The 24,603-nt window shown below is 72.6% G+C and carries 24 protein-coding genes; 17 read left to right on the top strand and 7 right to left on the bottom strand.

The features are described from left to right. Positions 1-127 precede the first annotated feature (127 nt). The 4 genes from aceE (at position 128) to ACQUQD_RS29265 (ending at position 5,366) form a co-directional block, all read left to right on the top strand. A complete protein-coding gene (gene aceE, locus ACQUQD_RS29280) occupies positions 128-2,833 on the top strand; it encodes a pyruvate dehydrogenase (acetyl-transferring), homodimeric type (protein ID WP_428955141.1) in 2,706 nt (901 codons plus the stop codon). A 104-nt stretch (positions 2,834-2,937) separates the two neighbouring features. Further along, the gene (locus tag ACQUQD_RS29275) at positions 2,938-3,714 is read left to right on the top strand and encodes a VOC family protein (protein ID WP_428955140.1); all 777 of its coding nucleotides are present in this window, start codon (positions 2,938-2,940) and stop codon (positions 3,712-3,714) included. A gap of 34 nt (positions 3,715-3,748) precedes the next feature. Then, the gene (locus ACQUQD_RS29270) at positions 3,749-4,729 is read left to right on the top strand and encodes a helix-turn-helix transcriptional regulator (protein WP_428955139.1); all 981 of its coding nucleotides are present in this window, start codon (positions 3,749-3,751) and stop codon (positions 4,727-4,729) included. Between the two features lie 121 nt (positions 4,730-4,850). Beyond that, positions 4,851-5,366 (top strand): DUF4240 domain-containing protein, encoded by a 516-nt coding sequence (locus ACQUQD_RS29265; RefSeq protein ID WP_428957687.1) that lies wholly within the window; start codon positions 4,851-4,853, stop codon positions 5,364-5,366. A gap of 89 nt (positions 5,367-5,455) precedes the next feature. On the opposite strand, the gene ACQUQD_RS29260 is transcribed toward ACQUQD_RS29265, so the two are convergent. Continuing rightward, the gene (locus tag ACQUQD_RS29260; RefSeq protein ID WP_428955138.1) at positions 5,456-6,343 is read right to left on the bottom strand and encodes a TIGR01777 family oxidoreductase; all 888 of its coding nucleotides are present in this window, start codon (positions 6,341-6,343) and stop codon (positions 5,456-5,458) included. A gap of 32 nt (positions 6,344-6,375) precedes the next feature. Between ACQUQD_RS29260 and ACQUQD_RS29255 the strand changes: the two genes are divergently transcribed. The 3 genes from ACQUQD_RS29255 to ACQUQD_RS29245 are packed head-to-tail and all read left to right on the top strand — an operon-like array spanning position 6,376 to position 9,427. Beyond that, a complete protein-coding gene (locus ACQUQD_RS29255; protein WP_428955137.1) occupies positions 6,376-6,909 on the top strand; it encodes an N-acetyltransferase family protein in 534 nt (177 codons plus the stop codon). 43 nt (positions 6,910-6,952) lie between these two features. Further along, positions 6,953-8,065 (top strand): PP2C family protein-serine/threonine phosphatase, encoded by a 1,113-nt coding sequence (locus ACQUQD_RS29250; RefSeq protein WP_428955136.1) that lies wholly within the window; start codon positions 6,953-6,955, stop codon positions 8,063-8,065. An 18-nt stretch (positions 8,066-8,083) separates the two neighbouring features. Then, a complete protein-coding gene (locus tag ACQUQD_RS29245; protein WP_428955135.1) occupies positions 8,084-9,427 on the top strand; it encodes a hypothetical protein in 1,344 nt (447 codons plus the stop codon). On the opposite strand, the gene ACQUQD_RS29240 is transcribed toward ACQUQD_RS29245, so the two are convergent. Further along, positions 9,424-10,215 (bottom strand): peptidoglycan recognition protein family protein, encoded by a 792-nt coding sequence (locus tag ACQUQD_RS29240; protein WP_428955134.1) that lies wholly within the window; start codon positions 10,213-10,215, stop codon positions 9,424-9,426. The two genes, ACQUQD_RS29245 and ACQUQD_RS29240, sit on opposite strands and share 4 nt — an antisense overlap. Positions 10,216-10,316: 101 nt before the next feature. On the opposite strand from ACQUQD_RS29240, the gene ACQUQD_RS29235 reads away from it, so the two are divergent. After that, complete coding sequence (locus tag ACQUQD_RS29235) at positions 10,317-11,507, top strand: MarP family serine protease (RefSeq protein WP_428957686.1); 1,191 nt, start codon at positions 10,317-10,319, stop codon at positions 11,505-11,507. 17 nt (positions 11,508-11,524) lie between these two features. Here the strand turns inward: ACQUQD_RS29235 and ACQUQD_RS29230 are convergent, their stop codons facing one another. Continuing rightward, positions 11,525-12,310, bottom strand: a complete 786-nt coding sequence (locus tag ACQUQD_RS29230; RefSeq protein ID WP_428955133.1) for an SDR family NAD(P)-dependent oxidoreductase — start codon at positions 12,308-12,310, stop codon at positions 11,525-11,527. Between the two features lie 121 nt (positions 12,311-12,431). Here ACQUQD_RS29230 and ACQUQD_RS29225 point away from each other — a divergent pair, with 121 nt between their 5' ends. Then, positions 12,432-13,070 (top strand): TetR family transcriptional regulator, encoded by a 639-nt coding sequence (locus ACQUQD_RS29225; RefSeq protein WP_428955132.1) that lies wholly within the window; start codon positions 12,432-12,434, stop codon positions 13,068-13,070. Positions 13,071-13,299: 229 nt separating this feature from the next. Further along, a complete protein-coding gene (locus ACQUQD_RS29220; protein ID WP_428955131.1) occupies positions 13,300-14,646 on the top strand; it encodes an NAD(P)/FAD-dependent oxidoreductase in 1,347 nt (448 codons plus the stop codon). A gap of 114 nt (positions 14,647-14,760) precedes the next feature. Here the strand turns inward: ACQUQD_RS29220 and ACQUQD_RS29215 are convergent, their stop codons facing one another. Beyond that, positions 14,761-16,197 (bottom strand): regulator, encoded by a 1,437-nt coding sequence (locus tag ACQUQD_RS29215; RefSeq protein ID WP_428955130.1) that lies wholly within the window; start codon positions 16,195-16,197, stop codon positions 14,761-14,763. Positions 16,198-16,419: 222 nt separating this feature from the next. Here ACQUQD_RS29215 and ACQUQD_RS29210 point away from each other — a divergent pair, with 222 nt between their 5' ends. The 5 genes from ACQUQD_RS29210 (at position 16,420) to ACQUQD_RS29190 (ending at position 19,946) form a co-directional block, all read left to right on the top strand. Further along, positions 16,420-16,770: a 5-carboxymethyl-2-hydroxymuconate Delta-isomerase gene (locus tag ACQUQD_RS29210; RefSeq protein WP_428955129.1), complete on the top strand. Its 351-nt coding sequence runs from the start codon at positions 16,420-16,422 to the stop codon at positions 16,768-16,770. Positions 16,771-16,844: 74 nt separating this feature from the next. Then, complete coding sequence (gene lipB, locus ACQUQD_RS29205) at positions 16,845-17,648, top strand: lipoyl(octanoyl) transferase LipB (protein WP_428955128.1); 804 nt, start codon at positions 16,845-16,847, stop codon at positions 17,646-17,648. A 115-nt stretch (positions 17,649-17,763) separates the two neighbouring features. Continuing rightward, a complete protein-coding gene (gene lipA / locus ACQUQD_RS29200; protein WP_428955127.1) occupies positions 17,764-18,729 on the top strand; it encodes a lipoyl synthase in 966 nt (321 codons plus the stop codon). 258 nt (positions 18,730-18,987) lie between these two features. Next, a complete protein-coding gene (locus tag ACQUQD_RS29195) occupies positions 18,988-19,185 on the top strand; it encodes a hypothetical protein (protein ID WP_428955126.1) in 198 nt (65 codons plus the stop codon). A 59-nt stretch (positions 19,186-19,244) separates the two neighbouring features. Then, on the top strand, positions 19,245-19,946 hold the full coding sequence (locus ACQUQD_RS29190) for a DUF4191 domain-containing protein (protein ID WP_428955125.1): 702 nt from the start codon (positions 19,245-19,247) through the stop codon (positions 19,944-19,946). Between the two features lie 244 nt (positions 19,947-20,190). Here the strand turns inward: ACQUQD_RS29190 and ACQUQD_RS29185 are convergent, their stop codons facing one another. Next, positions 20,191-20,658 carry an RDD family protein gene (locus ACQUQD_RS29185; RefSeq protein WP_428955124.1) on the bottom strand — a complete coding sequence of 156 codons (468 nt, stop codon included), beginning with the start codon at positions 20,656-20,658 and terminating at the stop codon, positions 20,191-20,193. Between the two features lie 189 nt (positions 20,659-20,847). Between ACQUQD_RS29185 and glnA the strand changes: the two genes are divergently transcribed. Together glnA and ACQUQD_RS29175 are read left to right on the top strand one after the other, a co-directional pair. Then, positions 20,848-22,257, top strand: a complete 1,410-nt coding sequence (gene glnA, locus ACQUQD_RS29180; protein ID WP_428955123.1) for a type I glutamate--ammonia ligase — start codon at positions 20,848-20,850, stop codon at positions 22,255-22,257. A 212-nt stretch (positions 22,258-22,469) separates the two neighbouring features. After that, a complete protein-coding gene (locus ACQUQD_RS29175; protein ID WP_428955122.1) occupies positions 22,470-23,003 on the top strand; it encodes a DUF1269 domain-containing protein in 534 nt (177 codons plus the stop codon). A gap of 12 nt (positions 23,004-23,015) precedes the next feature. Here ACQUQD_RS29175 and ACQUQD_RS29170 read toward each other — a convergent pair whose 3' ends face one another. Further along, positions 23,016-23,738, bottom strand: coding sequence for an ANTAR domain-containing protein (locus tag ACQUQD_RS29170; RefSeq protein WP_428955121.1), 723 nt, complete (start codon positions 23,736-23,738; stop codon positions 23,016-23,018). Positions 23,739-23,751: 13 nt separating this feature from the next. Then, positions 23,752-24,600 (bottom strand): GAF and ANTAR domain-containing protein, encoded by an 849-nt coding sequence (locus ACQUQD_RS29165; protein WP_428955120.1) that lies wholly within the window; start codon positions 24,598-24,600, stop codon positions 23,752-23,754. Between the last annotated feature and the right edge of the window lie 3 nt (positions 24,601-24,603).

Raw genomic sequence — 24,603 nt, 5'->3', positions numbered from 1 at the left:
CGATCATCGATCAGAGAGTTACAGTCGCCGACGGGTCTCCACCGGGACCCGAACCCGCCCTGTCCTGCCAAAGACCAAGGGCACCCCCAACCCCACCCCCTTCGACTCAGGAAGGCGTGCGGCGACTATGACCGACCCCATGCGCATCCAGCCGAGCGAGCTCGACCAGCTCCCGGACCGCGACCCCGAGGAGACCGCCGAATGGCAGGCCTCCCTGGACGCCGTTACCCAGGCGGCCGGGCCGCACCGTGCCGCGCAGCTGATGCGACGCACGCTGGAGCGCGGCGAGGCCGGCGGCCTGCCGCTGCCCAAGCTCCTGTCGACCGAGTACATCAACTCGATCCCCACCTCCGCCGAGCCGGACTTCCCCGGTGACGAGGAGATGGAAGCCAGGATCACCGCGTACAACCGCTGGAACGCGGCCGCGATGGTGACCCGTGGCTCGAAGCACGGCGTCGGCGGCCACATCGCCACCTTCGCCTCGGCGGCCTGGCTGTACGAGACCGGCTTCAACCACTTCTTCCGCGGGAAGGAGGGCGACGGCTCCGGCGACCAGCTGTACATCCAGGGCCACGCCTCCCCCGGCATCTACGCCCGCGCCTTCCTCGACGGCCGCCTCTCCGAGGCGCAGCTGGACAACTTCCGCCGCGAGGCCGGCGGGAACGGCCTGCCGTCGTACCCGCACCCGCGCCGCCTGCCGTGGCTGTGGGAGTTCCCGACCGTGTCCATGGGCCTCGGCCCGCTCTCCGCGATCTACCAGGCGCGGTTCAACCGCTACCTGACCGCGCGGAACATCAAGGACACCTCGAACTCCCACGTCTGGGCCTTCCTCGGCGACGGCGAGATGGACGAGCCCGAGTCGACCTCGGCGCTCACGCTCGCCGCCCGCGAGGGTCTGGACAACCTGACGTTCGTCATCAACTGCAACCTGCAGCGCCTGGACGGCCCGGTCCGCCCGAACTTCCGCGTCGTGCAGGAGCTGGAGGCGCAGTTCCGCGGCTCCGGCTGGAACGTCATCAAGTCGATGTGGGGCAACGCGTGGGACGAGCTGTTCCAGCTCGACACCACCGGCGCGCTCCTGGAGCGGCTCCGTGAGGTCCCGGACGCCCAGTTCCAGACGTACCAGACGCGTGACGTCGCCTACATCCGTGAGAACTTCTTCGGCACGAGCCCGGCGCTCATCGAGCTCGCGAAGGTCCTGTCCGACGACAAGATCTCCGAGTGCTTCCACGTCTCGCGCGGCGGTCACGAGCCCCGCAAGGTGTACGCGGCGTATAAGGCGGCCGTCGAGCACAAGGGCGCCCCGACGGTCATCCTGACGCAGACCGTCAAGGGCTTCACGCTCGGCAAGGGCTTCGAGTCCAAGAACGCCAACCACCAGATGAAGAAGCTGACGATCGACGAGTTCAAGGGCATGCGTGACCTCCTTGACCTGCCGATCCCGGACAGCCGCTTCGAGGACGGTGTCGTTCCGTACGCGCGTCCCGCCGAGGGCTCCCCCGAGCTGCGCTACCTCGCCGAGCGCCGTGCCGCCCTGGGCGGTCCGGCTCCGGCCCGCCGCACGCAGCCGCTCGCGCCGCTGCCCGCGCCCGCCGACAAGGCCTTCGCCTCCTTCGACAAGGGCTCCGGCTCGCAGTCCGTCGCCTCGACGATGGCGCTCGTACGGCTCCTGAAGGACCTCGTACGGGACAAGACGTCCGGCAAGCGCTGGGTGCCGATCATCCCCGACGAGGCGCGCACCTTCGGCATGGAGTCGCTGTTCCCGTCGCTGGGCCTGTACTCGCCCAAGGGCCAGACGTACGACCCGGTCGACCGCGACCAGCTCATGTACTACAAGGAGTCCGAGTCCGGCCAGATCCTCAACGAGGGGATCAACGAGGCGGGCTCGCTGGCCGACTTCATCGCCGCCGCCACGTCGTACTCGACGCACGGCGAGCAGATGATCCCGCTGTACATCTTCTACTCGATGTTCGGCTGGCAGCGCACCGGCGACCAGTTCTGGCAGCTCGCCGACCAGATGGGCCGCGGCTTCGTCGTGGGCGCCACCGCCGGCCGCACGACGCTGACCGGTGAGGGCCTGCAGCACGCGGACGGCCACTCCCCGATGATCGCGGCGACCAACCCGGCGGCCCTGTCGTACGACCCGGCCTTCGCCTACGAGATCGCCACGATCATGAAGGAAGGTCTGCGCCGCATGTACGGCGAGGCCAAGCCGGGCGAGGACCAGGACGTCTTCTACTACCTGACGGTCTACAACGAGCCGATGCCGCAGCCGGCGAAGCCGTCGGTGGCCGGTCTGGACGAGGCCATCATCAAGGGCCTCTACCGGTTCAACACGGCGGAGACCGCGGGGGTGGACGTGGCGGCCGCGAACGCGCCGCGCATCAACCTCATCGGTTCCGGTACGGCCATCCACTGGACCCTCAAGGCGCAGCGGCTGCTCGCCGAGGAGTGGGGCGTCGCCGCCGACGTGTGGTCGGCCACCTCCTGGACCGAGCTGCGCCGCGACGCCCTGGAGGCCGACGAGGCGCTGCTGAAGGGCGAGGAGCGGATCCCGTACGTCCGTCAGGCGCTCGCCGGCGCGCAGGGTCCGGTCCTGGCCGTCTCCGACTACATGCGCCAGGTCCCCGACCAGATCGCGCAGTGGGTCGAGCAGGACTACACCTCGCTCGGCGCGGACGGCTTCGGTCTCTCCGACACCCGTGAGGACGCCCGCCGCCACTTCGGCGTCGACGCCGAGTCGATCGTCGTCGCGGCCCTCGCCCAGCTCGCCCGCCGCGGCGAGGTCAAGGCGACGGCCGTGAAGGAGGCGCGCGAGCGCTACGGCCTGTAGGCACCCCGCACGTACGTGCCCCGTCCCGATTGCCGGGGCGGGGCACGCGTGCGTGAATGGACGGGTTCGCCGGGGGGCCGCTCTCGTCCCGGAGGCACACCTCCATGAAGATCTCGAAGACTCCTTCCGCGCCCTGCTGGGCCGATCTGTCGACGGCCGACGTGGACGCGGCCCGGCTGTTCTACGAGGGCCTGCTGGGCTGGCGGGCGCGGCCGGTGGACGATCCGGCGGCGGGCGGGTACGTCATGTTCCGTCTGGGCGCCGACGGTCCGCGGGTCGGCGGGGCCGGCCCGGCGCCGGACCCGCAGCAGCCCGCCGCGTGGCTGCCGTACTTCCAGTCCAGCGGCATCGACGCGGTCACCGCGCGGGTCGGCGGCAACGGCGGCCGGGTCGTGGCCGGTCCGATGGGCGTCCTGGAACAGGGCAAGCTCGCGGTCTGCCAGGACCCGGCCGGGGCCGCGTTCGGCCTGTGGGAGCCGCTCGCGCACGCCGGGTTCGAGGCGGTGAACGTGCCGGGCAGCTTCTGCTGGTTCGAGCTGCTGACCCGGGACGCGGCGGGCGCCGTGGACTTCTACCAGTCGGTGCTCGGCTGGGGTGCGAACGCGTGTCCGGCCGAGGACGGCCTCCGGTACACGGAGTGGACCGTCGCCGACGAGGCGTTCGGCGGCATGGTCGACATGTCGACGGGTCATTTCCCGCCGGAGATCCCCGCGCACTGGAACCTGTACGTCGCCGTGGACGATCCGGACGCCGTCGCCGCGCGCTGCCAGGAGCTGGGCGGCCGGGTCCTGGTGGAGCCGACGACGATCGAGCCCGGCCGGTTCGCGGTCCTCGCCGACCCGCAGGGTGCGGCGTTCTCGGTCATGCGCTTCACGGGCTGAGCCCGTTGTCGGCGGGACGGTTCATGATGGCGGCATGCGTGCTGCCCGCCTGATCAAAATGGTGCTGCTGCTCCAGTCCCGGCCGTCGATGACCGCCGCCGAGCTGGCGCACGAGCTGGAGGTGTCCGAGCGGACGGTGACGCGGGACGCCCAGGCGCTGTCGGAGGCGGGCGTCCCGGTGTACGCGGACCGCGGCCGGACCGGCGGGTACCGGCTGATCGGCGGCTACCGCACCCGCCTCACCGGGCTCGCCCGCGGCGAGGCGGAGGCGCTGTTCCTGTCCGGGGTGCCGGGGGCGCTGCGCGAGATGGGCCTGGACGACGCGGCGTCGGCGGCCCGCCTGAAGGTGTCGGCGGCGCTGCTGCCGTCGCTGCGGGACGCGTCGCGGACGGCGGCGCAGCGGTTCCATCTGGACGCGCCGGGGTGGTTCAAGGAGCCGCGGACGCCCGAGCTGCTGCCCGCGGTCGCGGAGGCGGTCTGGGACGACCGCGTGATCCGGGTCGCCTACTGTCGCCGGGACGCCCAGGACGCCCCTGTGGAACGGGAGTTGGAGCCGTACGGGCTCGTGCTCAAGGCGGGCGTCTGGTATCTGGCGGCGGCCGTGCGCGGCGGGGACGGGCCCCGGGTGTACCGGATCGACCGGTTCACGTCCGTGGCGCCCGGGGACGAGCGGTTCGTGCGGGACGAGGAGTTCGACCTGCCCGGGTTCTGGGAGGAGCGGGCGGCGCAGTTCGCGCGGGCGATCCTGCGGGCCGAGGTGGTCGTACGGCTGACGGCCGACGGGGTACGACGGCTGCCGTACGCCACCGATCCGGCGTCCGCACGGGAGGCGATGGAGTCGGCGGGGGCGGCGGGGGCCGACGGGCGGGTGACGGTGACGTTGCCGGTCGAGTCCGAGGAGGTCGCGTACACCCAGCTCATGGCCCTGGGGCCGGAGGCGGAGGTGGTGACTCCGGCGGCGCTGCGGGAGCGGTTCGCGCAGGCGGCGCGGCGGATGCGCGGGTGGTACGGGTGAGCACGGGGCGCGGGCGCGTGCCGCTCGTGGAGTGCCCTGGGCATGTGCATGCATAACGAAGTGACGCACCTCGGACGCTCGGCGTGCGTCCCCCGGGCCCAGGGCCGATGCTTGTCCCGTGATGGACGAGACCGAGTTCTGGGAGATCGTGGACAGTACCCGGGAGGCCGCCGAGGGCGACCCCGAGGGCCACGCCGAGCTGCTCGTCGACAGACTGCTGCAGTCCGACCCCGACGCGGTCCTCGACTTCGCCCGGCACTTCGAGTCCCGTTACAACCGTGCCTACCGCTGGGACCTGTGGGGTGCCGCGTGGGTGCTCCTCGGCGGGGCCAGCGACGACGCGTTCGACTTCTTCCGGTGCTGGCTGATCGGGCAGGGCCGGGAGGTCTTCGAGGGCGCGCTGCACGACCCGGACTCGCTGGCGGAGTCGCTGCGCGACTTCGACGAGGAGGTGGACGGGGACGGGGAGGAACTCGGGTACGCGGCGGACGAGGCGTACGAGGAGCTGACCGGGGCGGTCGCCGCCGATCTGGGCATCCCCTCGGCTCCCGCGGAGCCGGAGGGCACGCCGATCGACTTCGAGGATCCCGGGGTGCTGGCCAGGCTGTACCCACGCCTGACGGAGAGGTTCGGCTAGCCGCCGGGATCGGGTTGTCTCGGGTGCGGGTCCGTGGGGACCGGCCGCGCAGTCCCCACGCCCCTCACGTCATGCGCCGCGCGCGGCCTTCACGCAGCCGCGATGGCCTGCTCGAGCCCCGGGAACGCGAACTCGAAGCCGGACTCCAGAAGCCGCGTGGGAACAGCCCGGGTGGAGCCCAGCACGTCCCCCGCCATCTCGCCCAGCGCCAGGCGGAGCGCGGCGGCCGGGGCGGGGAACAGCGTCGGGCGATGCAGCACACGGCCCATCGCCGCGGTGACCTCACGGTTGGTCGCCGGGTGCGGCGCCGTCAGGTTGACCGGCCCGGACAGGGCCTCCGTGTCCAGGAGGTGGCGCAGCGCCGCGACATGGTCGTGCAGCGCGATGTACGACCAGTACTGGCGGCCGTCCCCCATGCGTCCGCCGAGCCCCGCCTTGAACAGCGGGAAGAGCTTGGCCCAGGCGCCGCCGTCGCGGGAGACGACCAGGCCGGTGCGGGCCGTCACCGTACGGATGCCGGCCTGGTGGGCGGGGGCCGTGGCGGCCTCCCACTCCACGCACACCGACGGCAGGAAGCCCTCGCCCGCCGGTGCGGACTCGTCGACGGCCTGGCTGCCGGTGTCGCCGTAGTAGCCGACCGCGCTGCCGTTCAGGAAGACCCGGGGCGGGGTGTCGAGGGTCGCGGCGGCCTCGGCGAGGGCCGTGGTGCCGAGGACCCGGCTGTCGCGGATCTCCCGCTTGTACGCGTCCGTCCACCGGTGGTCGCCGACCCCGGCTCCGGCGAGGTTCACGATCGCCTCGCAGCCGGCGAGGCCGTCCGTGTCGACGTACGTCTTCTTCGGGTCCCAGCGGACCTCCTCCGCCGTCCTCGGGGCGCGCCGCACCAGGCGCAGCACGTCGTGTCCGTCGGCTGTCAGGGAACGGACGAGGGCCGAGCCGATGAGTCCGGAGGCGCCCGCCACCGCGATACGAGTCATGCCCCCATCCTGCCGGTCGTACAGTGACCCGCATGTCGCTGCCGCAGCCCCGCATACGTTTCGCCGTGTCGGACGACGACGAGGACCTGGCCCGCCTCGACCGGGACACCTGGTCCCACCTGCACGCGGTCAAGCCGCCGCAGCGGCAGCCGTACCCGCCGTTCTTCACCGAGCGGTTCGGCCCGCGCGACCATCTCGTCGCCGAGCTCGACGGGCGCGTCGTGGGCTACGTCCGGCTCGGGTACCCGACCCCGCTGCCCGCGAACGCGCACGTGCGGCAGATACAGGGCCTGGCCGTCGCCACCGCGGCGCGCGGGCTGGGTCTCGGCCGGATCCTGGTGCGGGCCGCGGTCGAGCAGGCACGGCGCTCGGGCGCGCGGCGGATCACGCTGCGGGTGCTCGGGCACAACACCCCGGCCCGGAAGCTGTACGAGGCCGAGGGCTTCGTCGTCGAGGGCGTGCTGCCCGAGGAGTTCCTGCTGGACGGGGAGTACGTGGACGACGTGCTGATGGGGCAGGTGCTGCACGACGGCACCAGGCGGAGTGCGGCGGCGCGCGACTCGTAGCAGGGTGAACGGGTACGCCCGTCGCGAAGGGAGCCCCGCCGGCATGACCTGGCCCGTGGCGCGCCGCCGTGACGGGGAGGAGCGCGCCTGGCTGCGCGGCGCACCCCCGCCGCGCTGGGTGCGCTGGCTGCCGATCGTGCTGCTCGTCGGGCTCGGCGCGCTGCAGTTCGGCACCGAGGAGCGGCTGGAGCTGGGCTTTCTGCTCGCCGCGATCCCGCCGCTGGCCGCCCTGTCGTACGGGCCGGCGGTCACGGCGCTGCTCGGCGGCCTCGTCGTCCTGCTCCTGGATCTGCCCGCGGCCGGGTTCGGGCGGCCGGGCAACGGTGACGTGCTGATCGTGGCGTTCGTCGCGGTGCTGAGCGTGGTGATCGCGTGGGTGCGCAGCCGCCGCGACGAACAGCTGGTCACGGTGCGCACGGTGGCGGAGGCCGCCCAGTTCGCGGTGCTGCCGCCGCTGCCGGAGCGGGTGGGGACGGTGCGCTGCGCGGGCCTGTACCGGGCGGCGCAGCGCGGGGCGCTGGTCGGCGGGGACTTCTTCGACGTGCGGCGCGGGCCGTGCGGGGTGCGGGCGGTCGTCGGGGATGTGCAGGGGCACGGTCTGTCGGCGGTGGGCACGGTGGCGGGGCTGCTCGGCGCGTTCCGGGAGGCGGTGCTCGACCAGCCGGACCTGGAGGGCGTCGCGGCGCGCCTGGACCGGCGGCTCGTGGTGGACGCGGCGCAGGACGAGCACGCGGAGCTGTTCGCGACGGCGGTGCTCCTGGAGTTCCCGGACGACTCCCCCGTCGTCCGGGTCGTCAGCTGCGGGCATCCGCATCCGTTGCTGCTGCGCGCCGGGCGGGTGACGGAGCTGCCCGTGGCGTCCGGGGCGCCGCTGGGCCTGGGCATCGCGGGGCTCGCGCCGCCCGAGCAGCTGACGGTGCAGCTGCGCGCCGGGGACCGGCTGCTCGCGCTGACGGACGGGGTGACGGAGGCGCGGGACGCCTCGGGCGGCTTCTATCCGCTGACGGAGCGTCTGCCGGGCTACGACTGCGCGGATCCGGCGGCGCTGACGGACGCGGTGTGGCGGGACGTGACGCGGTTCGCGGGGGCGGTACGGGACGATCTGACCCTGCTCGTGTTCGCTCCACAGGCCCCGGACGTGCCGGGCGGAGCGTGAGGTGTGAACGTAGGGCCCATGAAATACCTGGGAGTCCCGTGCCGTCCGGGGCGTCGCCGTACCGCGACCGCCGCTTCCGTACTGCTGCTGCCGCTGGCCCTGTCCACCCTGGCCGGCTGCTCCGACGACGACGCCACGGCGACGCCGCCGGTGGCGTCCCCGGCCGCGACCGCGAGCGGCGCGCGCTGTCCGACGGATCCGCTCGCCCCCGACGAGGGCGCGGACGCGGCACCGGCGGCGACGGGCGCGTACACGCTGGGGAACGGGGACGAGGCGGCGCCGCGCGAGATGGCGTACGCGGCGCGCAAGGGCGACGAGTCGGCGGTGCTCGTGTCCGGCTCGGGGAAGCTGACGACGCGCGACTCGAAGATCGCCAAGAGCGGTGCCACGTCGTCCGTCGACGCGTCCGGCGGCCACGGCCTGAACGCGGCGGCGCTGGCCCGCGACGGCGGCCGGCTGTCGCTGTCGGGCGGCACGGTGACCACGACGGGCAAGGGCGCGACGGGCGTGTTCGCGTCGGGGAAGGGCGCGTCGGCGACGCTCGGCGCCAACACCGTCCGCACCAAGGGCGCGTCCGCGCGCGGCGTGACGGCCTCGCACGGGGGCGAACTCGGCCTGACGTACGTGCAGATCGACACGGCGGGCGCCCAGGCCTCGCCGATCGCGGCCGGTCCCGGCGGGGGGAGGGTGACGGTGTCCGGCGGCACGATGACGTCGGCGGGCTGCGGGTCGCCCGGGGTGCAGACGGCCGGTGACGTGTCGGTCTCCGGCACGCTGTTCGACCTGGCGAACTCGGAGGCGTTCACCGTGGAGTCCGGGGGTTCGCTATCCCTGCGGAACGTACGGGCGTCCGCGGCCGCGGGCGGGGTGGTGCTGCGGGGCGGGGACGCGACGTCGTTCTCGATGTCGGGCGGGTCGATCCAGGCCGCCGACGGCGACATCTTCTCGGTGCGGCAGGCGGTGGCGGACGTGAGGCTGAGCGGTGGCGCGGAGCTCAGGACGAAGCACGGGGCGCTGCTGCGGGTCCGCGACCGGGGCATCGCGACCTTCGCGGCGGACGACGAGAAGCTGAAGGGGAACGTGGTCGTCTCCGACGGTTCCGCCACGCTGGACCTCAGCGGGTCGACGAGGCTGGACGGGGCGGTTACGGGGGCGTCGATGACGCTCGGCGCGAAGACGCGGTGGTCGGTGTCCGGGGACTCGTCGGTCAAGCAGCTGGAGCTCGCCCCGGGGGCGAGCGTCGCGGACGTGATCACCGGGAACGGGTACTCGGTGACGTACGACAAGGCCGCCAGCCCGGAGCTCGGCGGGAAGACGTACCGGCTGAAGGGCGGCGGGACGCTGCGGCCCGCCGGATCCTAGGGCCTGCCCTGGAGGCGGGCGGCCTGTTCGCGGATCGTGGGGAGTTCGGCCATCAGGGCCAGGCCGGGGCAGAAGGTCTCGTAGCCGTCGCGGTGCCCGGAGATCGCCGGGAACTCGGCGGCGGTGCCCGTCGCGAACCGGCTGAGGCTGTTGCTGGACACCAGGCGCACGGTGGCGCGGGGGTCGGCGCCGGACAGGCCGAGCTTCCACGCGGCGACGGCGGCGATCGCGTCAGTCATCGCCCGCGGCACCGGGGTGCCCTGGGTGAAGGTGCCGATCGCGGCGATCCCGGCCGTGTTCTGGTTGAAGCCCTGGGTGTGGGCGCCGACGACGGCCCGGTCGACGCCGCCGGCGCGGCCCTCGTAGACGGTGCCGCAGCGGTCGACCAGGAAGTTGTAGCCGATGTCGTCCCACTCCCTGCCGCCGGCCTGGCCCGCGTAGAGGTGGCGGATGATGCGCGGGGCGTCGGCGCAGTCGTAGCCGTTGGGCGAGTCGGTGTGGTGGAGGAAGACGGCGTCGACGCGGTCCGCGTACCGCACGGGATCGCGGTGGTAGATCTCCGCGCCCGCCAGCCACCGGGTGCGCGGCACGATGGGCGGCGCAGCGGCCGTGTGCGCTGCGGCGTCCGCGCGGCGCGCCGGGACGGCCGCGGCCGGCATCGCGGCGGCCCGGGCGGCGGCCTCAGGGTCCGGCGGTCCCGGGCGGTCGATCGCGACGGCGCACAGCACGAGGAGCCCGAGGGCCAGGGCCCCGGGAACACAGCACAGCACCGCCCGGACGACACGCACGCCTCCCACTCTCCGGCCTCCGCGCGCTGTGCGGTCAGCCACATGTGGGCCAGGTGGCGGAACCAGCGAGGGCCCCGTGGTCGTTTGTTACCGATATGGACCTGCACATTCTCGACGTCCTGCTGATCGTGCTGGCGCTCGCCTATGCCGTGTCCGGCTACCGGCGCGGGCTGCTCACCGGCTGCGTCTCGCTGGCCGGGTTCGTCGGCGGCGCCGTCGTCGGCGTCTGGCTGCTGCCGTTCGTCATGGAGGCGTTCACGGCCGGTACGTCGACGGCCACCGTGGTCGCCGTGCTCACGGTGCTGCTGCCCGCGGTCGCGGGGCACGCGCTGGCCGGGCGGCTCGCGGTGCGGGTGCGCGGCGGGATGGACCGGGCGCCGGGCCCGCTGCGGGTGGCGGACGGGATCGGCGGCGCGGCCGCGAGCGCGGTGGCCGTGCTGGTCGTGGCGTGGGTGGCGGGCAGCGTTCTCGCGTCGTCGTCCTCGGCGGCCCTGAACCAGGCGATCCGCAGCTCGACGGTGCTCGGATCGGTGCAGGACACGATGCCGTCGACGACGCCCGCCTGGTTCTCACGGGCCACCGGGGCGCTCACCTCGGCGGGCTTCCCGCAGGTCTTCGACCCGTTCGCGAACGAGCCGTCGGCGGAGGTGGCGAAGCCCTCGGGGGACAACGTGACGGCGGCCGCGACCCGCTCGGCGCAGCGCGCCACCGTCAAGGTGGAGGGCTCGTCGGGCACCCAGGGCCGCGAGGGCAGCGGTTTCGTGTACGCGTCCGAGCACGTCATGACCAACGCCCATGTGGTGGCGGGCATCGACGACCCGTCGGTCCGGGTCGGCGGCGTCGGCCGCGCGTACGCCGCGAAGGTGGTCCTGTTCGACCCGGACAAGGACGTGGCGGTGCTGTACGTGCCGGGTCTGCGGGCCCCGTCGCTCTCCTTCGACGACGACGCCGCGCGCGGTGACGCGGCGGTGGTCGCGGGCTACCCCCAGGACGGCGGCCTCGACCTCCAGGCGGCCACCGTCGCCGACACGATCCGGGCGGGTGGCCAGAACATCTACGGCTCCGGGAACGTCACGCGCGAGATCTACTCGATCCGCTCCACGGTGCTGCCCGGCAACTCGGGCGGCCCGCTGCTGACCACCTCCGGCGAGGTGTACGGCGTGGTGTTCGCCCGGTCCACGACGGACGCGGGGACCGGGTACGTGCTGACGGCGGACGAGGTGGCCGGGGACGCGCGGCAGGCGGCGTCGGCGACGACGCCGGTCGACACGGGCGCCCTGATCTCCTCGTAGCCCGGCCGCGGGACGGCTCAGTAGTGCGTTCCGCCGTCGACGCGGATCTCCGTGCCGGTGATGAACCTGCCGTCCTCGGACGCCAGCATGGCGACGACCCCGGCCACGGCCTCGGGACCGGCGAAGCCTTCGCCCAGGGCCGGCGCGAGCTTGGTGAACAGGCTCCAGTCGGTGTCCTCGGGCAGGCCGGGGCCCTGGCTCTGCCCGCTCTGTCCCGACCCGTCGGTCATGCCGGACGCGATGGAGCCCGGCTGCACGGCGGTGAACCGGATGCCCTGCTTGCTGTACTCGGCGGCCAGCGCGTGCGTCATCGACTGGATGCCGCCCTTGCTCGCCGCGTACGCCGCCATGTACGGGTGGGCGAACATCGCGGACGTGGAGCTGAAGTTGACGACGGCCGGGCCGTTGCCTTCGAGGAGCGCCGGTATCGCCTCGCGGATCATCAGGAAGGTGCCGGTCAGGTTGACCGCGATCACCCGGCCGAAGTCGGCGAGCGACGTCTCGTGGGTGTGCGAGGAGCGCAGGATGCCGGCCGCGTTGACCAGCACGTCCAGGCCGCCGAGGACGTCCACGGCGGCGGCGACGCCCGCGCGCACGGAGGCCTCGTCGGCGATGTCGACGACGACGGTGGTCAGGCGGTCCGCGGCGGCGCCCGCCTTGGCGGCGGTGTCCTGGAGGCCGGCCTCGCTGACATCGGCGGCGACGACCGTGCCGCCCTCCTCCAGCAGGCGCAGCACCGTGGCCTGGCCGATGCCGGAACCGCCACCGGTGATCAGTGCGCGGCGTGCTTCGTAGCGGTTCATGTCGTCTCCCTGCGGTGTTCGGTGCGGCGTTGCACGTGGCTTCACAGTACGCCCATGTGGCACGTTTTGCCATGACGGCTATTCGTGCCATACCAGTCCTCCGGGGACTACGCTTCGACCTGTGAACCGACCTCTTTCGCTGACCGAGCGCCGCAAGGCCGCGACGCAGCTCGACATCGCCCGCGCCGCGGTGGAGCTCTTCACCGAGAAGGGGCCCGACGCCACGACGGCCGAGGAGATCGCGGCCCGCGCCGGGGTGGCCCTGCGCACCTTCTACCGGTACTTCCGCAACAAGCAGGACGCGGTCGGACCGCTGCTCGCCTCGGGCGGTGACCGGTGGCGCGCGCTGCTCGCCGCGGCGGAGCCGGGGACCCCGCTGCCCGAGGCCCTGGAGGCGGCGGCCGTGGCCTCGCTGGCACCGTCGGACGGCACGGCGCAGGAGGGCCTGCGCCAGACGCGCGTCCTGCTGCGCGCGGCCCAGGACGACCCGGCGCTGCGGGCGGTCTGGTACCGGGTGAACCAGGAGTCGGAGGAGCAGTTGCTGCCGGTCGCCGAGCGGCTCGTCGGGGCGGACGCGGATCCGCTGGAGGCCCGCCTCGTGGCCGCGGCGGCGACCGACGCCATCCGGGTGGCGCTGGAGGTGTGGGCGGTCTCGGACGCGGGGGTGACCGGGGCCGGTTCACCGGCCGAGCTGGTGGTGCGGTGCATCCGTGAGCTGACCCCGGGGCTCGGCACAGGCGCGGACCCCTCCGCCCGATAGGCGTGCGCACGCGTCCACGCCCCTGCGTCGACCGGTCGCGCCGCCCCCCGCGCCCTTGACGGGGCGCACTCGGTGGCGCCCGTGTGCCCCCGTGCCGCCCCGACGCGCGACTGCTCTTGACTCCGAGTGGACTTAGCCTCGACCCGAACTCGGGTATTCCGTGGCCTTGTTGAGGGCATGACGCCCTCAACATGAGCCGCCATCAGCCGCGCAACTCCGGGAGGGGCACGTGCTTGAGCCCGCACACGCAGAATCGGGGGCCGTCGTCGTCGTAGGGGCCGGGGTCGCGGGACTCTCGGCCGCCCAGCACCTGACCAGGGCGGGAGCGAGAGTCCTGGTCCTGGAGGCCGCCGGAGGCGTGGGCGGCCGCATGTCCACCGAGAAGGTCGACGGGTTCCGTCTGGACCGGATCGGACAGCCGCTGTCCACCTCGTACCCCGAGCTGCGCCGGACGCCCGGTCTGGACGGTCTGGCGCTGCGCGTCTTCTCGCCCGGCGTGCTGGTGCACAGCGAGGGCCGCCGCCACCGCACGGGCGAACCCGCCGACCCCCGGCGCGCGAGGGGCGCACTCAGCGCGGCACGCGCCCTGGCAAGCGCTCCTCGGCCGCCGCGCGGCGTCCGGCCCCCGCTCGGCGGTCCTCTGGACCATGCCCGGCTGGCCGCGGCGCTCGCCCGGCTCGCCGCCACCGAGCCCGCCCGCCTGCTCGCCCGTCCCGAACTCCCGATCGGGCGCGCCCTGCCGGATCGCGGCATGCCCGCCAGAACCCTGCACGGCTTCGTCCGTCCGCTGCTGTCGGCGCTGCTGTGCGATCCGGACCTGACGACGTCCAGCCGCTGCGCCGATCTCGCGCTGCACGCCTACGCGGCGGGCCGGCTCGCCGTGCCGGAGGGCGGCGCGGACACGCTCCCCGAGCTGCTCGCGGCCTCCCTGCCCGCCGGCACGGTGCACACCGGCGTCCGGGTCACCGCCGTCGCCGCGCGTTCCGTGACCACCGCTGAGCACGGTGAACTCACGTGCCGCGCCGTGGTGTTGGCGACCGACGCGGTCGCCGCCGCCGAGCTGCTGCCCGGCCTGCGCGTGCCCGCCTTCCACCCGGTGACGGTCGTGCACCACGCGGTGCCCGAGCCGCCGCTCACCGAGCCCGCGCTGCTGCTCGACGCCGACCGGCTCGGACCCGTCGCGCACACCTCCGTCATCAGTCAGGTCGACCCGACCCGCGCCCCGGCCGGACGCGCGCTCGTCTCGTCGACCGTGCTCGGCGCGCCGCCCTCCGACCACGAACTGCGGACCCATCTGGCCGCGCTGTACGGCACGTCGACCGGCTGCTGGGAGACCCTCGCCGTGCACCACGACGCGCGCGCCGTGCCCGCGATGCCCGCGCCGCACGACCCGCGCCGCCCCGTGCGGCTCCTCGACGGCCTGTACGTGTGCGGGGACCACCGGGACACGAGCACGGTGCAGGGCGCGCTCCGCTCGGGCCGCCGGGCGGCCCGAGCGGCTCTGGCGGACCTCGGGGCGGCCGGGCCCGCCCGTGCGGAGCCGGACCGGGAGGGGGCCGTCGGCGAGGCGGCCTGAGGGCGCCCGGCGCCTCCCCCGGGACGCGCCGGGCCTCCCGTCGCCCCGCTCACCTGAACCGCGCCCGCTCCCGTGGCACGATCCGGGGGCGGGCGCCCCAATGGAGTCGCCGCCTCACCCCAGCGCGGCGATCTTCTCCCGGTACCCGCGGACGGGCCCCGCGTCGCGGTACGGCTCCAGCCGCCGCTCGAACTCCCGGACGTACTCGTGCGCCCGCACCGAGCGCATGTCCGCCGCGGCGGCCGCCGCCTCCGCGCCGAGCGCGCACGCCGAGTCGAGCTCGCCGAGGCCCAGGCGCGCGGAGGCGAGCACGACCCGGCAGAACAGCCGGCTGCGCGCGAACCCGGGCGCCCGCAGCTGCAACGACCGCTCCGCGTGCTGCGCCGCGGCCCGGTACTGCTGGAGATCCCGGTGGCAGTGCCCGAACTCGTCCGCCAGCTGCGCCTCGTCGAAGAACCGGGCCCAGTGCGGCACGTCGTCGCCGGTCCGCGCCGCCTCGAGGGCCCGCTCGGCCCGCACCAGCGACGCCGTACAGGCCCGCACCTCCCCCAGCACGCCGTGCCCGCGCGCCTCCACGGAGTGCAGCAGCGCCTGCACCAGGGGCGGCGCCGCGACCCCGACCCCCTGCTGCGCGACCCGCGCCAGCTGCACCGCCTCGCGGCCGTGCCCGAGATAGACGGCCTGGCGGCTCATGGTGACCAGGACGTACGAGCCGTACATCCGGTCCGCCGCGGCCTGCGAGAGGCGCAGCGCCTGCACGAAGTAGCGCTGGGCGAGCCCGTGCGCCGCGATGTCGTACGAGGTCCAGCCCGCGAGCCGGGTGAGGTCGGCGACGGCGCCGAACAGCCGCCGCCCGGTCTGCTCGCCGTACGTGCCGCGCAGCATGGGCTCGGCCTCGTGCTCCAGGTACCGCACCAGGGCCTGCCGCGCGTGCCCGCCGCCGTAGGCGTGGTCGAGGGCGCGGAACAGTTCGCCGACCGAGCGCAGCGCGGCGATGTCGCCGCCCGTCACCCGGTGCCCGGGCCCGCGCTCGGTCTGGGTGCGCTGCCGGGGCACGGCGGGGCGGCCCTGCAGCGGGACTCTGGGGGCGGCCTCGCCGCGGGCGACCCGGTCGTCGGCGCGGCCGATCAGCCAGTCGCGGCTGGGCACGACGAGCCCGGCCGGGGTGAACGCGATCTTGCGCAGCTCGGCGTGGCTGCCGGAGTCCTTGCGCCACAGGCCGCTGACGATGTCGACGGCCTCCTCGGGCGATCCCGCGAACTCCAGGCCCGCGTAGACGGGCGCGCACGCGTCGAGCCCGAGGTCCTGGGCGGACAGGCGGCGGCCGAGGCGGCGGGTGAACACCTCGGCGATCAGCGCGGGGGTCGTGCCGCGCGGCTGCTGCCCGCGCAGCCATCTGGTCACCGATGTCTTGTCGTAGCGCAGGTCCAGACCGTGTTCGAGCCCTAGCTGGTCCACGCGGCGCGCGAGGCCCGCGTTGGAGAACCCGGCCTCCGCGATGAGCGCGGCGAGCTGGCGGTTCGGTGTGCGCTGCGGAGGTCGTTCCGTCATCAGCTGTGCGGTCTCCTGCCTTCCGGGCCGGGGTGCAGCCCTCATGGAACGGCGCGAATGTAGCGGCGATATCCGCCCCCCACCGGGCCTTCCCGAGGCCTTCATCCGATCGTGTGACGAACGCCGTCCGGAGTGGACAGGACAGGCCGGTCCGGAGGCTCCCTCCGGTCGGTCATACGATGCTTGTGCGCTACACCCGGAAGTACCCGGAAGGTTTGTCCCGTGCCTCACATCGTCATCGACTACTCCGACGGCCTCGCCGGCACGGTCGACGTACCCGCCCTCGTGGCGGAGCTCCACCCCCTCGTCGTCGAGCGCGTGCGCTCGGTCGGCGTCGGCAAGACGTTCGCGCGCCCCTCCGCGACATACGTGGACGGGGCGGCCGCCCCCTTCGTGCACGTGGAGGTCGGGCTGCTCCCCGGCCGCCCGCAGGCCCTCAAGGCCGCGCTCTGCGAGGACGTGCTCGGGCTGCTCGACAAGCACCTCGGGGCCTCGTCCGGGATCACCGGGATCACGTGCTCGGTCGAGGTCAGGGACCTGGACGCCTCCTACCGCCTGTTCCCCACGCACTGAGCCCGATCCGGGCGCCGTACAGTGGTTCGGGGCGCGATATATGCACGGTGAAGCTTGTAAGGGAGGCACTTGCCGTGAGTGAGTTCCGGTTCGTCCGCATGGGGTTCGGTGCGGACATGGTCGAGTACCAGGTCGCGTGGGACGAGCAGCGCCGTGTGCACGCCGCCCGTTTCGCCGACGAGGTGCCCGACACCTGCCTGCTCCTGGAGCACCCGCCGGTCTACACCGCGGGCCGGCGCACCGCGCCCGAGGAGCGCCCGCTGGACGGCACCCCCGTCATCGACGTGGACCGCGGCGGCAAGATCACCTGGCACGGCCCGGGCCAGCTCGTCGGCTACCCGATCCAGAAGCTGCCCCGCCCGGTGGACGTGGTCGCGCACCTGCGCCGCCTGGAGGACGCGATGATCGCGGTCTGCGCCGAGTTCGGCATCGAGGCCGCGCGCGTCGAGGGCCGGGCGGGCGTGTGGGTCCTCGGCGACCCGATCGAGCGGCGTACGAACCTGGGTGGCCTGTCCCTGGACTTCGACCCGCGCCTCAGCAGCGAGGACGAGGAGTTCGACCACCGCCTGGTCGGCCCCGAGTACGCGCCGTCGAACGCGGGCCAGCGCCACGAGGACCGCAAGATCTGCGCCATGGGCATCCGCGTCGCCAAGGGCGTCACGATGCACGGCTTCGCGCTGAACGTGAACCCGGACACGTCGAACTTCGACAAGATCATCCCGTGCGGCATCCGCGACGCGGGTGTGACCTCGCTCTCGTACGAACTCGGCCGCGAGGTCACGATGGACGAGGTGCTGCCGGTCGCGGAGAAGCATCTGCAGGACGTCCTGGGGAACGCGGCGCTCAAGCCGCGCGTCATCGAGAAGGCCACCGCCTGACCGTCCCGGTGGGGAATGCGCCCCGATGGCCAGAGGTTGGCCACCCGTGAGGGCCATGAACATCACGGGCGTACCCTGATGTACGCCGAGGAATCAAAGCTTTAGGGAGCCGGTCGTGTCCGCAGTCGCACCCGACGGACGCAAGATGCTGCGCCTGGAGGTCCGCAACAGCCAGACCCCCATCGAGCGCAAGCCCGAGTGGATCAAGACCCGGGCGAAAATGGGCCCCGAGTACACGAAGATGCAGAACCTCGTGAAGTCCGAGGGCCTGCACACGGTCTGCCAGGAGGCGGGCTGTCCCAACATCTACGAGTGCTGGGAGGACCGCGAGGCCACGTTCCTCATCGGCGGTGACCAGTGCACCCGGCGCTGCGACTTCTGCCAGATCGACACCGGCAAGCCCGAGGCCCTCGACCGCGACGAGCCGCGCCGCGTCGGCGAGTCCGTCGTCACGATGGACCTGAACTACGCCACGATCACCGGCGTCGCCCGCGACGACCTGGAGGACGGCGGCGCCTGGCTGTACGCGGAGACGGTCCGCCAGATCCACGCGCAGACCGCGGACCGCGCCGACGGCCGCACGAAGGTCGAGCTGCTGGCCCCGGACTTCAACGCGGAGCCGGCGCAGCTGGCCGAGGTCTTCTCCTCGCGCCCCGAGGTCTTCGCGCACAACGTCGAGACGGTGCCGCGGATCTTCAAGCGCATCCGCCCCGGCTTCCGCTACGACCGCTCGCTCAAGGTCATCACCGAGGCCCGCGAGTACGGCCTCGTGACGAAGTCGAACCTCATCCTCGGCATGGGCGAGGAGCGCGCCGAGGTCAGCGAGGCGCTGCGCCAGCTGCACGAGGCCGGCTGCGAGCTGATCACCATCACGCAGTACCTGCGCCCCTCCGTGCGGCACCACCCGGTGGAGCGCTGGGTGAAGCCGCACGAGTTCGTGGAGCTGAAGGAGGAGGCCGAGCAGATCGGCTTCTCCGGCGTCATGTCGGGCCCGCTGGTCCGCTCCTCGTACCGCGCCGGGCGCCTGTACCAGATGGCTATCGAGAAGCGCGGCTCGTACGTCGCCTCACAGGCGGTCTGATCGTCCGGTGAGGCGAGCGTGTGAATTCACGCACAAGTGACTACTGTCTGGTAGTGACCGTGACGACGCGGTCCTGACCGTCCCCGCAGATGAGGGCGACCGTCAGGGCCGCGTCAGCGTTTGAGGCCCGAACGTCAAGGCTTCATTGGCGTTTGACCGTCCGGTCACGCCCTGGTAACACCAATCAGTGACTCTGAAATCACGCCCCGTACACCTTTCGCCAGGGCCGTGATCCGACCTCGAGGGGGGACCTCAACGATGCAGGCCGCGCCCGTTCGCGCCACCGCCATCCCGACCTTCACCGACGCGCTGCGCGCCGTGGAGTCGCTGCTCATGAGCAGCGGCCAGCGCACCGCCCGCCGCAATGCCTGGACCTCCGTGCTGGAGGACCGCCGTCGTGCCAAGGACCGGGTCGAGGCCCAGCGCGTCCTCGAAGCGGTCTCCGCCCGGGGCTGACCCGCCCCGGGGCCGGTGCTGCTGTTCATCAGCCGTCCCCGGCCACGTAGACTTCAAGCATGGCGAGGAAGGAACCTGCAGCGGACGCTGCAAACACCGGGCGGCTCAAGCAGATCGCTCTGACCTACAAGATGACCCGCAAGGCCGATTCGAAGATCGGTCTTGTACTCGCGGCTGTGGGAATCGTCACCTTCGGTGTCTTCCTCGCGATCGGTTTCCTGATCGGTCACCCCATCTATCTCGGAATTCTCGGCCTCCTGCTCGCCTTCCTCGCGATGGCGATCGTCTTCGGACGCCGTGCCGAGCGGGCCGCCTTCGGGCAGATGGAGGGCCAGCCCGGCGCGGCGGCCGCGGTGCTCGACAACGTCGGGCGCGGCTGGACGACGACGCCCGCGGTCGCGATGAACCGCAGCCAGGACGTCGTGCACCGTGCGGTCGGCAAGGCCGGCATCGTGCTGGTGGCGGAGGGCAACCCGAACCGGGTGAAGTCGCTGCTGGCGGCCGAGAAGAAGAAGATGGCCCGCATCGTGGCGGACGTCCCGGTCCACGACCTGCTCGTCGGCAACGGCGAGGGCCAGGTCCCGCTGAAGAAGCTCCGCACCACCATGCTGAAGCTGCCCCGGGTGCTCACCGGGCCCCAGGTGACCGCGACCAACGACCGGCTGCGGGCGATGGGCGACCTGATGGCGAACATGCCGTTGCCGAAGGGTCCGATGCCGAAGGGGATGCGGATGCCTAAGGGTGGCGGCAAGATGCGGTGACGTTTCGTCGCCGCCTGACCTGTGAAAAGGCGCCCCGAGCTTGTGCTCGGGGCGCCTTTTCGTCTGCCGGGCCTTGGTGCGTCGGCGGGTGCGGCTTGCGTCGTGGCTTGTCGCGCAGTTCCCCGCGCCCCCTGGGAGCTTCGGCTTCGCCGCGCTCCCTCGGGGAAGGCTGCGCGCAGCGCATGCCTTCCGGGGCGCGGGGAACTGCGCGACAAGCCCCCACCGGCCCGCGGACCACGACGACTCAGATACGGACCTCGACGGACCTGGCCAGCCGGTCGTGCAGGCCACGACCGTCCCGGTCCCAGATCAGCGCGGGGACGGCCACACACAGCAGCGCCGTACGGACGACGACCCGCCCGGCACCGAGCCGCCCGCCCGCCTCCGAGACGACCCGCAGACCGAAGATGCGCTTGCCCGGGGTGGAACCGATGGTGCCGACCGTGAGGACGCCGAGGACGAAGAAGATGAGCAGCGCCCAGTTCCCCGTAGCCTGGTTGTAGCCGTGCGTCACCAGGCCGTATGCGATCAGCATGCACAGCGCCCAGTCGACCACGAGGGCTCCGATGCGTCGCCCGGGACGGGCGATGGAACCGGGGCCGTGCTCGGGCAGACCGAGCTGTTCTCCGCGGTACCCGAAGTCCGCGCCCGACTGTTCCAGTGCCTCGCGGGGCCCGGACAGCCACGATCCCATTGCTTCCCTGTTGTCCACGCATCAACGGTACTGCGCCGCGCCGCGGGACCCTCCCCGCCCCCTGGTCCGGTTAACTTCGGCGAAACAAATGGGTCATGCTTGAGAAATCACGTCTGCCTATGGTCAGGTCCAGCGTGTGCCACCGCACTGGCCTCACGACCGAGCTGCAAACCCCGCCCTGCCCCGGGTGGGAGTAGGAGGAGTTGGATGTTCCAGAACGCCGATGACGCCAAGAAGTTCATCGCGGACGAGGACGTCAAGTTCGTCGACGTCCGCTTCTGCGACCTGCCGGGTGTGATGCAGCACTTCACCGTGCCGGCTGCGGCGTTCGACCCGGCAGAGGAACTGGCCTTCGACGGCTCCTCGATCCGTGGTTTCCAGGCCATCCACGAGTCCGACATGGCGCTCCGCGCCGACCTGTCCACCGCGCGCGTCGACCCCTTCCGCCGCGACAAGACGGTCAACATCAACTTCTTCATCCACGACCCGATCACGGGCGAGCAGTACTCCCGTGACCCGCGCAACGTGGCGAAGAAGGCCGAGGCCTACCTCGCGTCGACCGGCATCGCCGACACCGCGTACTTCGGCCCCGAGGCCGAGTTCTACGTGTTCGACTCGGTCCGCTTCGAGACCTCCGCCAACCGCTCGGTCTACGAGATCGACTCCGAGGCGGGCGCCTGGAACACCGGCGCCGTCGAGAACAACCGCGGTTACAAGGTCCGCTACAAGGGCGGTTACTTCCCGGCCCCGCCGGTCGACCACTTCGCCGACCTGCGCGCGGAGATCTCCCTCGAGCTGGACAAGAACGGCCTGCAGGTCGAGCGCCAGCACCACGAGGTCGGCACGGCCGGCCAGGCAGAGATCAACTACAAGTTCAACACGCTGCTCGCCGCGGCCGACGACCTGATGCTCTTCAAGTACATCGTGAAGAACGTCGCCTGGCGCAACAACAAGACCGCGACCTTCATGCCGAAGCCGATCTTCGGTGACAACGGCTCGGGCATGCACGTCCACCAGTCGCTGTGGCAGGGCGGCTCCCCGCTCTTCTACGACGAGCAGGGTTACGCGGGTCTCTCGGACATGGCCCGCTACTACATCGGCGGCATCCTCAAGCACGCGCCGTCGCTGCTCGCGTTCACGAACCCGACCGTGAACTCGTACCACCGCCTGGTCCCCGGCTTCGAGGCCCCGGTCAACATGGTCTACTCGCAGCGCAACCGCTCCGCCGCGATGCGCATCCCGATCACGGGCTCGAACCCGAAGGCCAAGCGCGTCGAGTTCCGCGCTCCCGACCCGTCCTCGAACCCGTACCTCGCGTTCTCGGCGCTGCTCATGGCGGGCCTCGACGGCGTCAAGAACAAGATCGAGCCGGCCGAGCCGATCGACAAGGACCTCTACGAGCTGGCTCCCGAGGAGCACGCGAACGTCCAGCAGGTCCCGACCTCGCTCCCCGCGGTCCTCGACGCCCTCGAGGCGGACAACGAGTACCTGCAGGCCGGCGGCGTCTTCACGTCCGACCTGATCGAGACGTGGATCGACTACAAGCGCACGAACGAGATCGCCCCGATCCAGCTGCGGCCGCACCCGCACGAGTTCGAGCTGTACTTCGACATCTAAGAAAGCCACAGGCAGGAGCGGACCTCCGCTCCCCTGGGCCGTCTGTGGGCCGTCGGCCGTGTTCTTCCGGGTTCGGAAGGCGCGGCCGACGGCCTTTTTGTGACCCTCCGTGGTGCCTGCGGCCCCCTCCTCCTCCCTCAGGCGCAAAGCGCACATAAGGCCTAAAATCGGCCGGAGTCCACCCACTGCGGAAGCCTCGGAGGAGTGCCGTCATGAGCAATCTGTTCGTCGTCGCCTACAACGACCTCGCCACCGCCGACCAGGTCCGGGACAAGCTGCTGTCGATGTCCAAGGAGCACCTCGTCGAGCTCGAGGACATCGTGGTGGTCGAGCGGCGGGAGAGCGACGGGAAGATCAAGCTGCACCAGGCCGTGAACCACACGGCGACGGGCGCCGCGGGCGGGGCGCTGTGGGGCAGTGTCATCGGGCTGCTGTTCCTCGTGCCGTTCCTGGGGGCCGCCGTGGGGGCCGCCGCCGGTGCGGCCGGCGGGGCCGTGACGGACACCGGGATCAACGACGACTTCATGAAGGAGCTCAGCCAGAATCTGCGGCCGGGCGCCGCCGCGCTGTTCGTTCTGGTGAAACAGGCCGCGCAGGACAAGGTCGTGCCGGAGATCGCCGCGTACGGCGGGCAGTTGGTGCAGACGTCGCTGAGCCACGAGGAGGAGGACGCGCTGCGCGAGATGGCGCAGGCCGCGCAGGCGAAGGCCCGGGCCGCCGGGCAGGAGGCGCCGGCCGCTTCGTGACGGACCGGGCGGCTACTGGCCGCCGAGGTCCTCGCGGCCCGCGATGATCTCGCGGGACACGTCCGCGACCTTGCGCTGGTGGGAGCGGGCGTAGCGGCGTAAGCGCTCGAAGGCCTCGTCGAGGGTGAGGCCGTTGCGGGCGGCGAGGAGCCCCTTGGCCTGTTCGACGACGACCCGGCTGGACAACGCGTGCTCCAACTGGCCTGCCAGGACCCGGCTCTCGGTCACCTCGCGCTGGAGGGAGAGCGTGTGGGCGGCCGCCTCGGCGAAGGAGCGCGCCAGCGACAGGGCCAGCTCGTCGAGCCGGACTCCCCTGGCTCCGAACAGGACAAGGGCGCCCATCGAGCCGTCCTTGGCGATCAGCGGAAGTGCGGTGACGCGGCCATGCCCCAGGGCTGTGGCGCGCGCGGTCCAGCGCGGCCAGCGGGCGTGCGTCGGCTGCGTGGTCACGTCCACGTCGATGAGGGCGCAGCCCGTCGTACGCACGTCGTAGCCGGGTCCCTCCGGCCAGCCGGCGGCGTCCGCGGCGAGGGCGCGCAGGGCCGGGTCGGTGCCGTCGGTCAGGACGGTGGCGTCACTGGCCGCGTACTGCACGATCGCGCCGGGCGCGTCGAACAGCCTGCGGCCGCCCTCGGCCAGGGTGGCGAGCAAGGACTGGGTGTCGAGCGGATCCCGTGCGGCCTCTCCTGCCAACTGGGCGAAGACGTCGGCGAGTTCCTGCTCCTGCAGTGTCACGGTAGAAGGCCTCTCAGCCGAGTCTCAGTTGTCCTCGGACGATATCGCGGGCGACATCCCCGACGGGGCGCCCGTCGGCGAACGCCCGGGCTTTGACCAATTCCAGTGCATCCGCGACCTGACATTGCACTTGGACGGCGGTCACACCCGCGGCCTGGTGCACCACGGCGCGGTAGTCGACGCCGCCGAACAGGCCCGGTATCGCGTCCTGGCCGAGCAGAACACTGCGGGTCAGCGCGTCGGCGACCTCGGCGAACTGCGCCGTGGACGTCGTGCTGGGTTTCGGGTCGAAGACCGCGAGGGCACCGATGCAGTCACCGGGCACCTGGAGCGGCACGGCCACCACTTGGCCGATTCCGAGCGCCTCGAGGGCCGGGCCGTAGCCCGGCCAGCGGAAGCCCAGAGCGGAGCCCGACACCTCGACCGGACCGCGTGCGGTCACGGCGTCCCGCGACGGCCCTTCACCGAGGACGAACTCCAGGTCCTGCGCGGAGCGTGACGGCTGGTCGGACGAGGCGGTCGCGACCTGGTTGGACTCGCCGTCGACGAGGGTCACGGCGACGCTGCTCGCGCCGCATGCCTCGGCGACGCCCGTCATGAACAGGGGCGGCGGCCCGCCGTCGCGGACCCACTGGCCCGCTCGGCGGGCGTGCGCCTCCAGGAGCTCCGCCGCGACCACGTGGCGGGACCCGGTGGTGCGGTGCATGTCGGCAAGACGCACGTACACCGAACCCGAAGCGCCTTTCGTCAGCGCCTCGTAGCGCCGCGCGAGGCGGAAAGCACGGTCGGCGCGCTCACGCGCCCGCCTCGCACGCTGCCAGGCGAGCATGGCCTGTGCCGACGAACCGGCCCTGAGCTCCATGTC

It is taken from the genome of Streptomyces sp. cg35 (assembly GCF_050410835.1).
In the GTDB taxonomy this organism is placed as follows: Bacteria; Actinomycetota; Actinomycetes; order Streptomycetales; family Streptomycetaceae; genus Streptomyces.
Note: the sequence above shows the minus strand (reverse complement) of the source record. Positions and strands in the feature narration are given on the sequence as shown.

What these genes read in the sequence shown, in the direction of transcription:
- ACQUQD_RS29165 (WP_428955120.1), bottom strand. Translation starts at nt 24,600, where the DNA reads ATGGAGCTCAGGGCCGGTTCGTCGGCACAGGCCATGCTCGCCTGGCAG.
- ACQUQD_RS29275 (WP_428955140.1), top strand. Translation starts at nt 2,938, where the DNA reads ATGAAGATCTCGAAGACTCCTTCCGCGCCCTGCTGGGCCGATCTGTCG.
- ACQUQD_RS29175 (WP_428955122.1), top strand. Translation starts at nt 22,470, where the DNA reads ATGAGCAATCTGTTCGTCGTCGCCTACAACGACCTCGCCACCGCCGAC.
- ACQUQD_RS29245 (WP_428955135.1), top strand. Translation starts at nt 8,084, where the DNA reads ATGAAATACCTGGGAGTCCCGTGCCGTCCGGGGCGTCGCCGTACCGCG.
- ACQUQD_RS29230 (WP_428955133.1), bottom strand. Translation starts at nt 12,310, where the DNA reads ATGAACCGCTACGAAGCACGCCGCGCACTGATCACCGGTGGCGGTTCC.
- ACQUQD_RS29250 (WP_428955136.1), top strand. Translation starts at nt 6,953, where the DNA reads ATGACCTGGCCCGTGGCGCGCCGCCGTGACGGGGAGGAGCGCGCCTGG.
- ACQUQD_RS29195 (WP_428955126.1), top strand. Translation starts at nt 18,988, where the DNA reads ATGCAGGCCGCGCCCGTTCGCGCCACCGCCATCCCGACCTTCACCGAC.
- ACQUQD_RS29260 (WP_428955138.1), bottom strand. Translation starts at nt 6,343, where the DNA reads ATGACTCGTATCGCGGTGGCGGGCGCCTCCGGACTCATCGGCTCGGCC.
- ACQUQD_RS29265 (WP_428957687.1), top strand. Translation starts at nt 4,851, where the DNA reads ATGGACGAGACCGAGTTCTGGGAGATCGTGGACAGTACCCGGGAGGCC.
- ACQUQD_RS29190 (WP_428955125.1), top strand. Translation starts at nt 19,245, where the DNA reads ATGGCGAGGAAGGAACCTGCAGCGGACGCTGCAAACACCGGGCGGCTC.
- ACQUQD_RS29215 (WP_428955130.1), bottom strand. Translation starts at nt 16,197, where the DNA reads ATGACGGAACGACCTCCGCAGCGCACACCGAACCGCCAGCTCGCCGCG.
- aceE (WP_428955141.1), top strand. Translation starts at nt 128, where the DNA reads ATGACCGACCCCATGCGCATCCAGCCGAGCGAGCTCGACCAGCTCCCG.
- ACQUQD_RS29255 (WP_428955137.1), top strand. Translation starts at nt 6,376, where the DNA reads ATGTCGCTGCCGCAGCCCCGCATACGTTTCGCCGTGTCGGACGACGAC.
- glnA (WP_428955123.1), top strand. Translation starts at nt 20,848, where the DNA reads ATGTTCCAGAACGCCGATGACGCCAAGAAGTTCATCGCGGACGAGGAC.
- ACQUQD_RS29270 (WP_428955139.1), top strand. Translation starts at nt 3,749, where the DNA reads ATGCGTGCTGCCCGCCTGATCAAAATGGTGCTGCTGCTCCAGTCCCGG.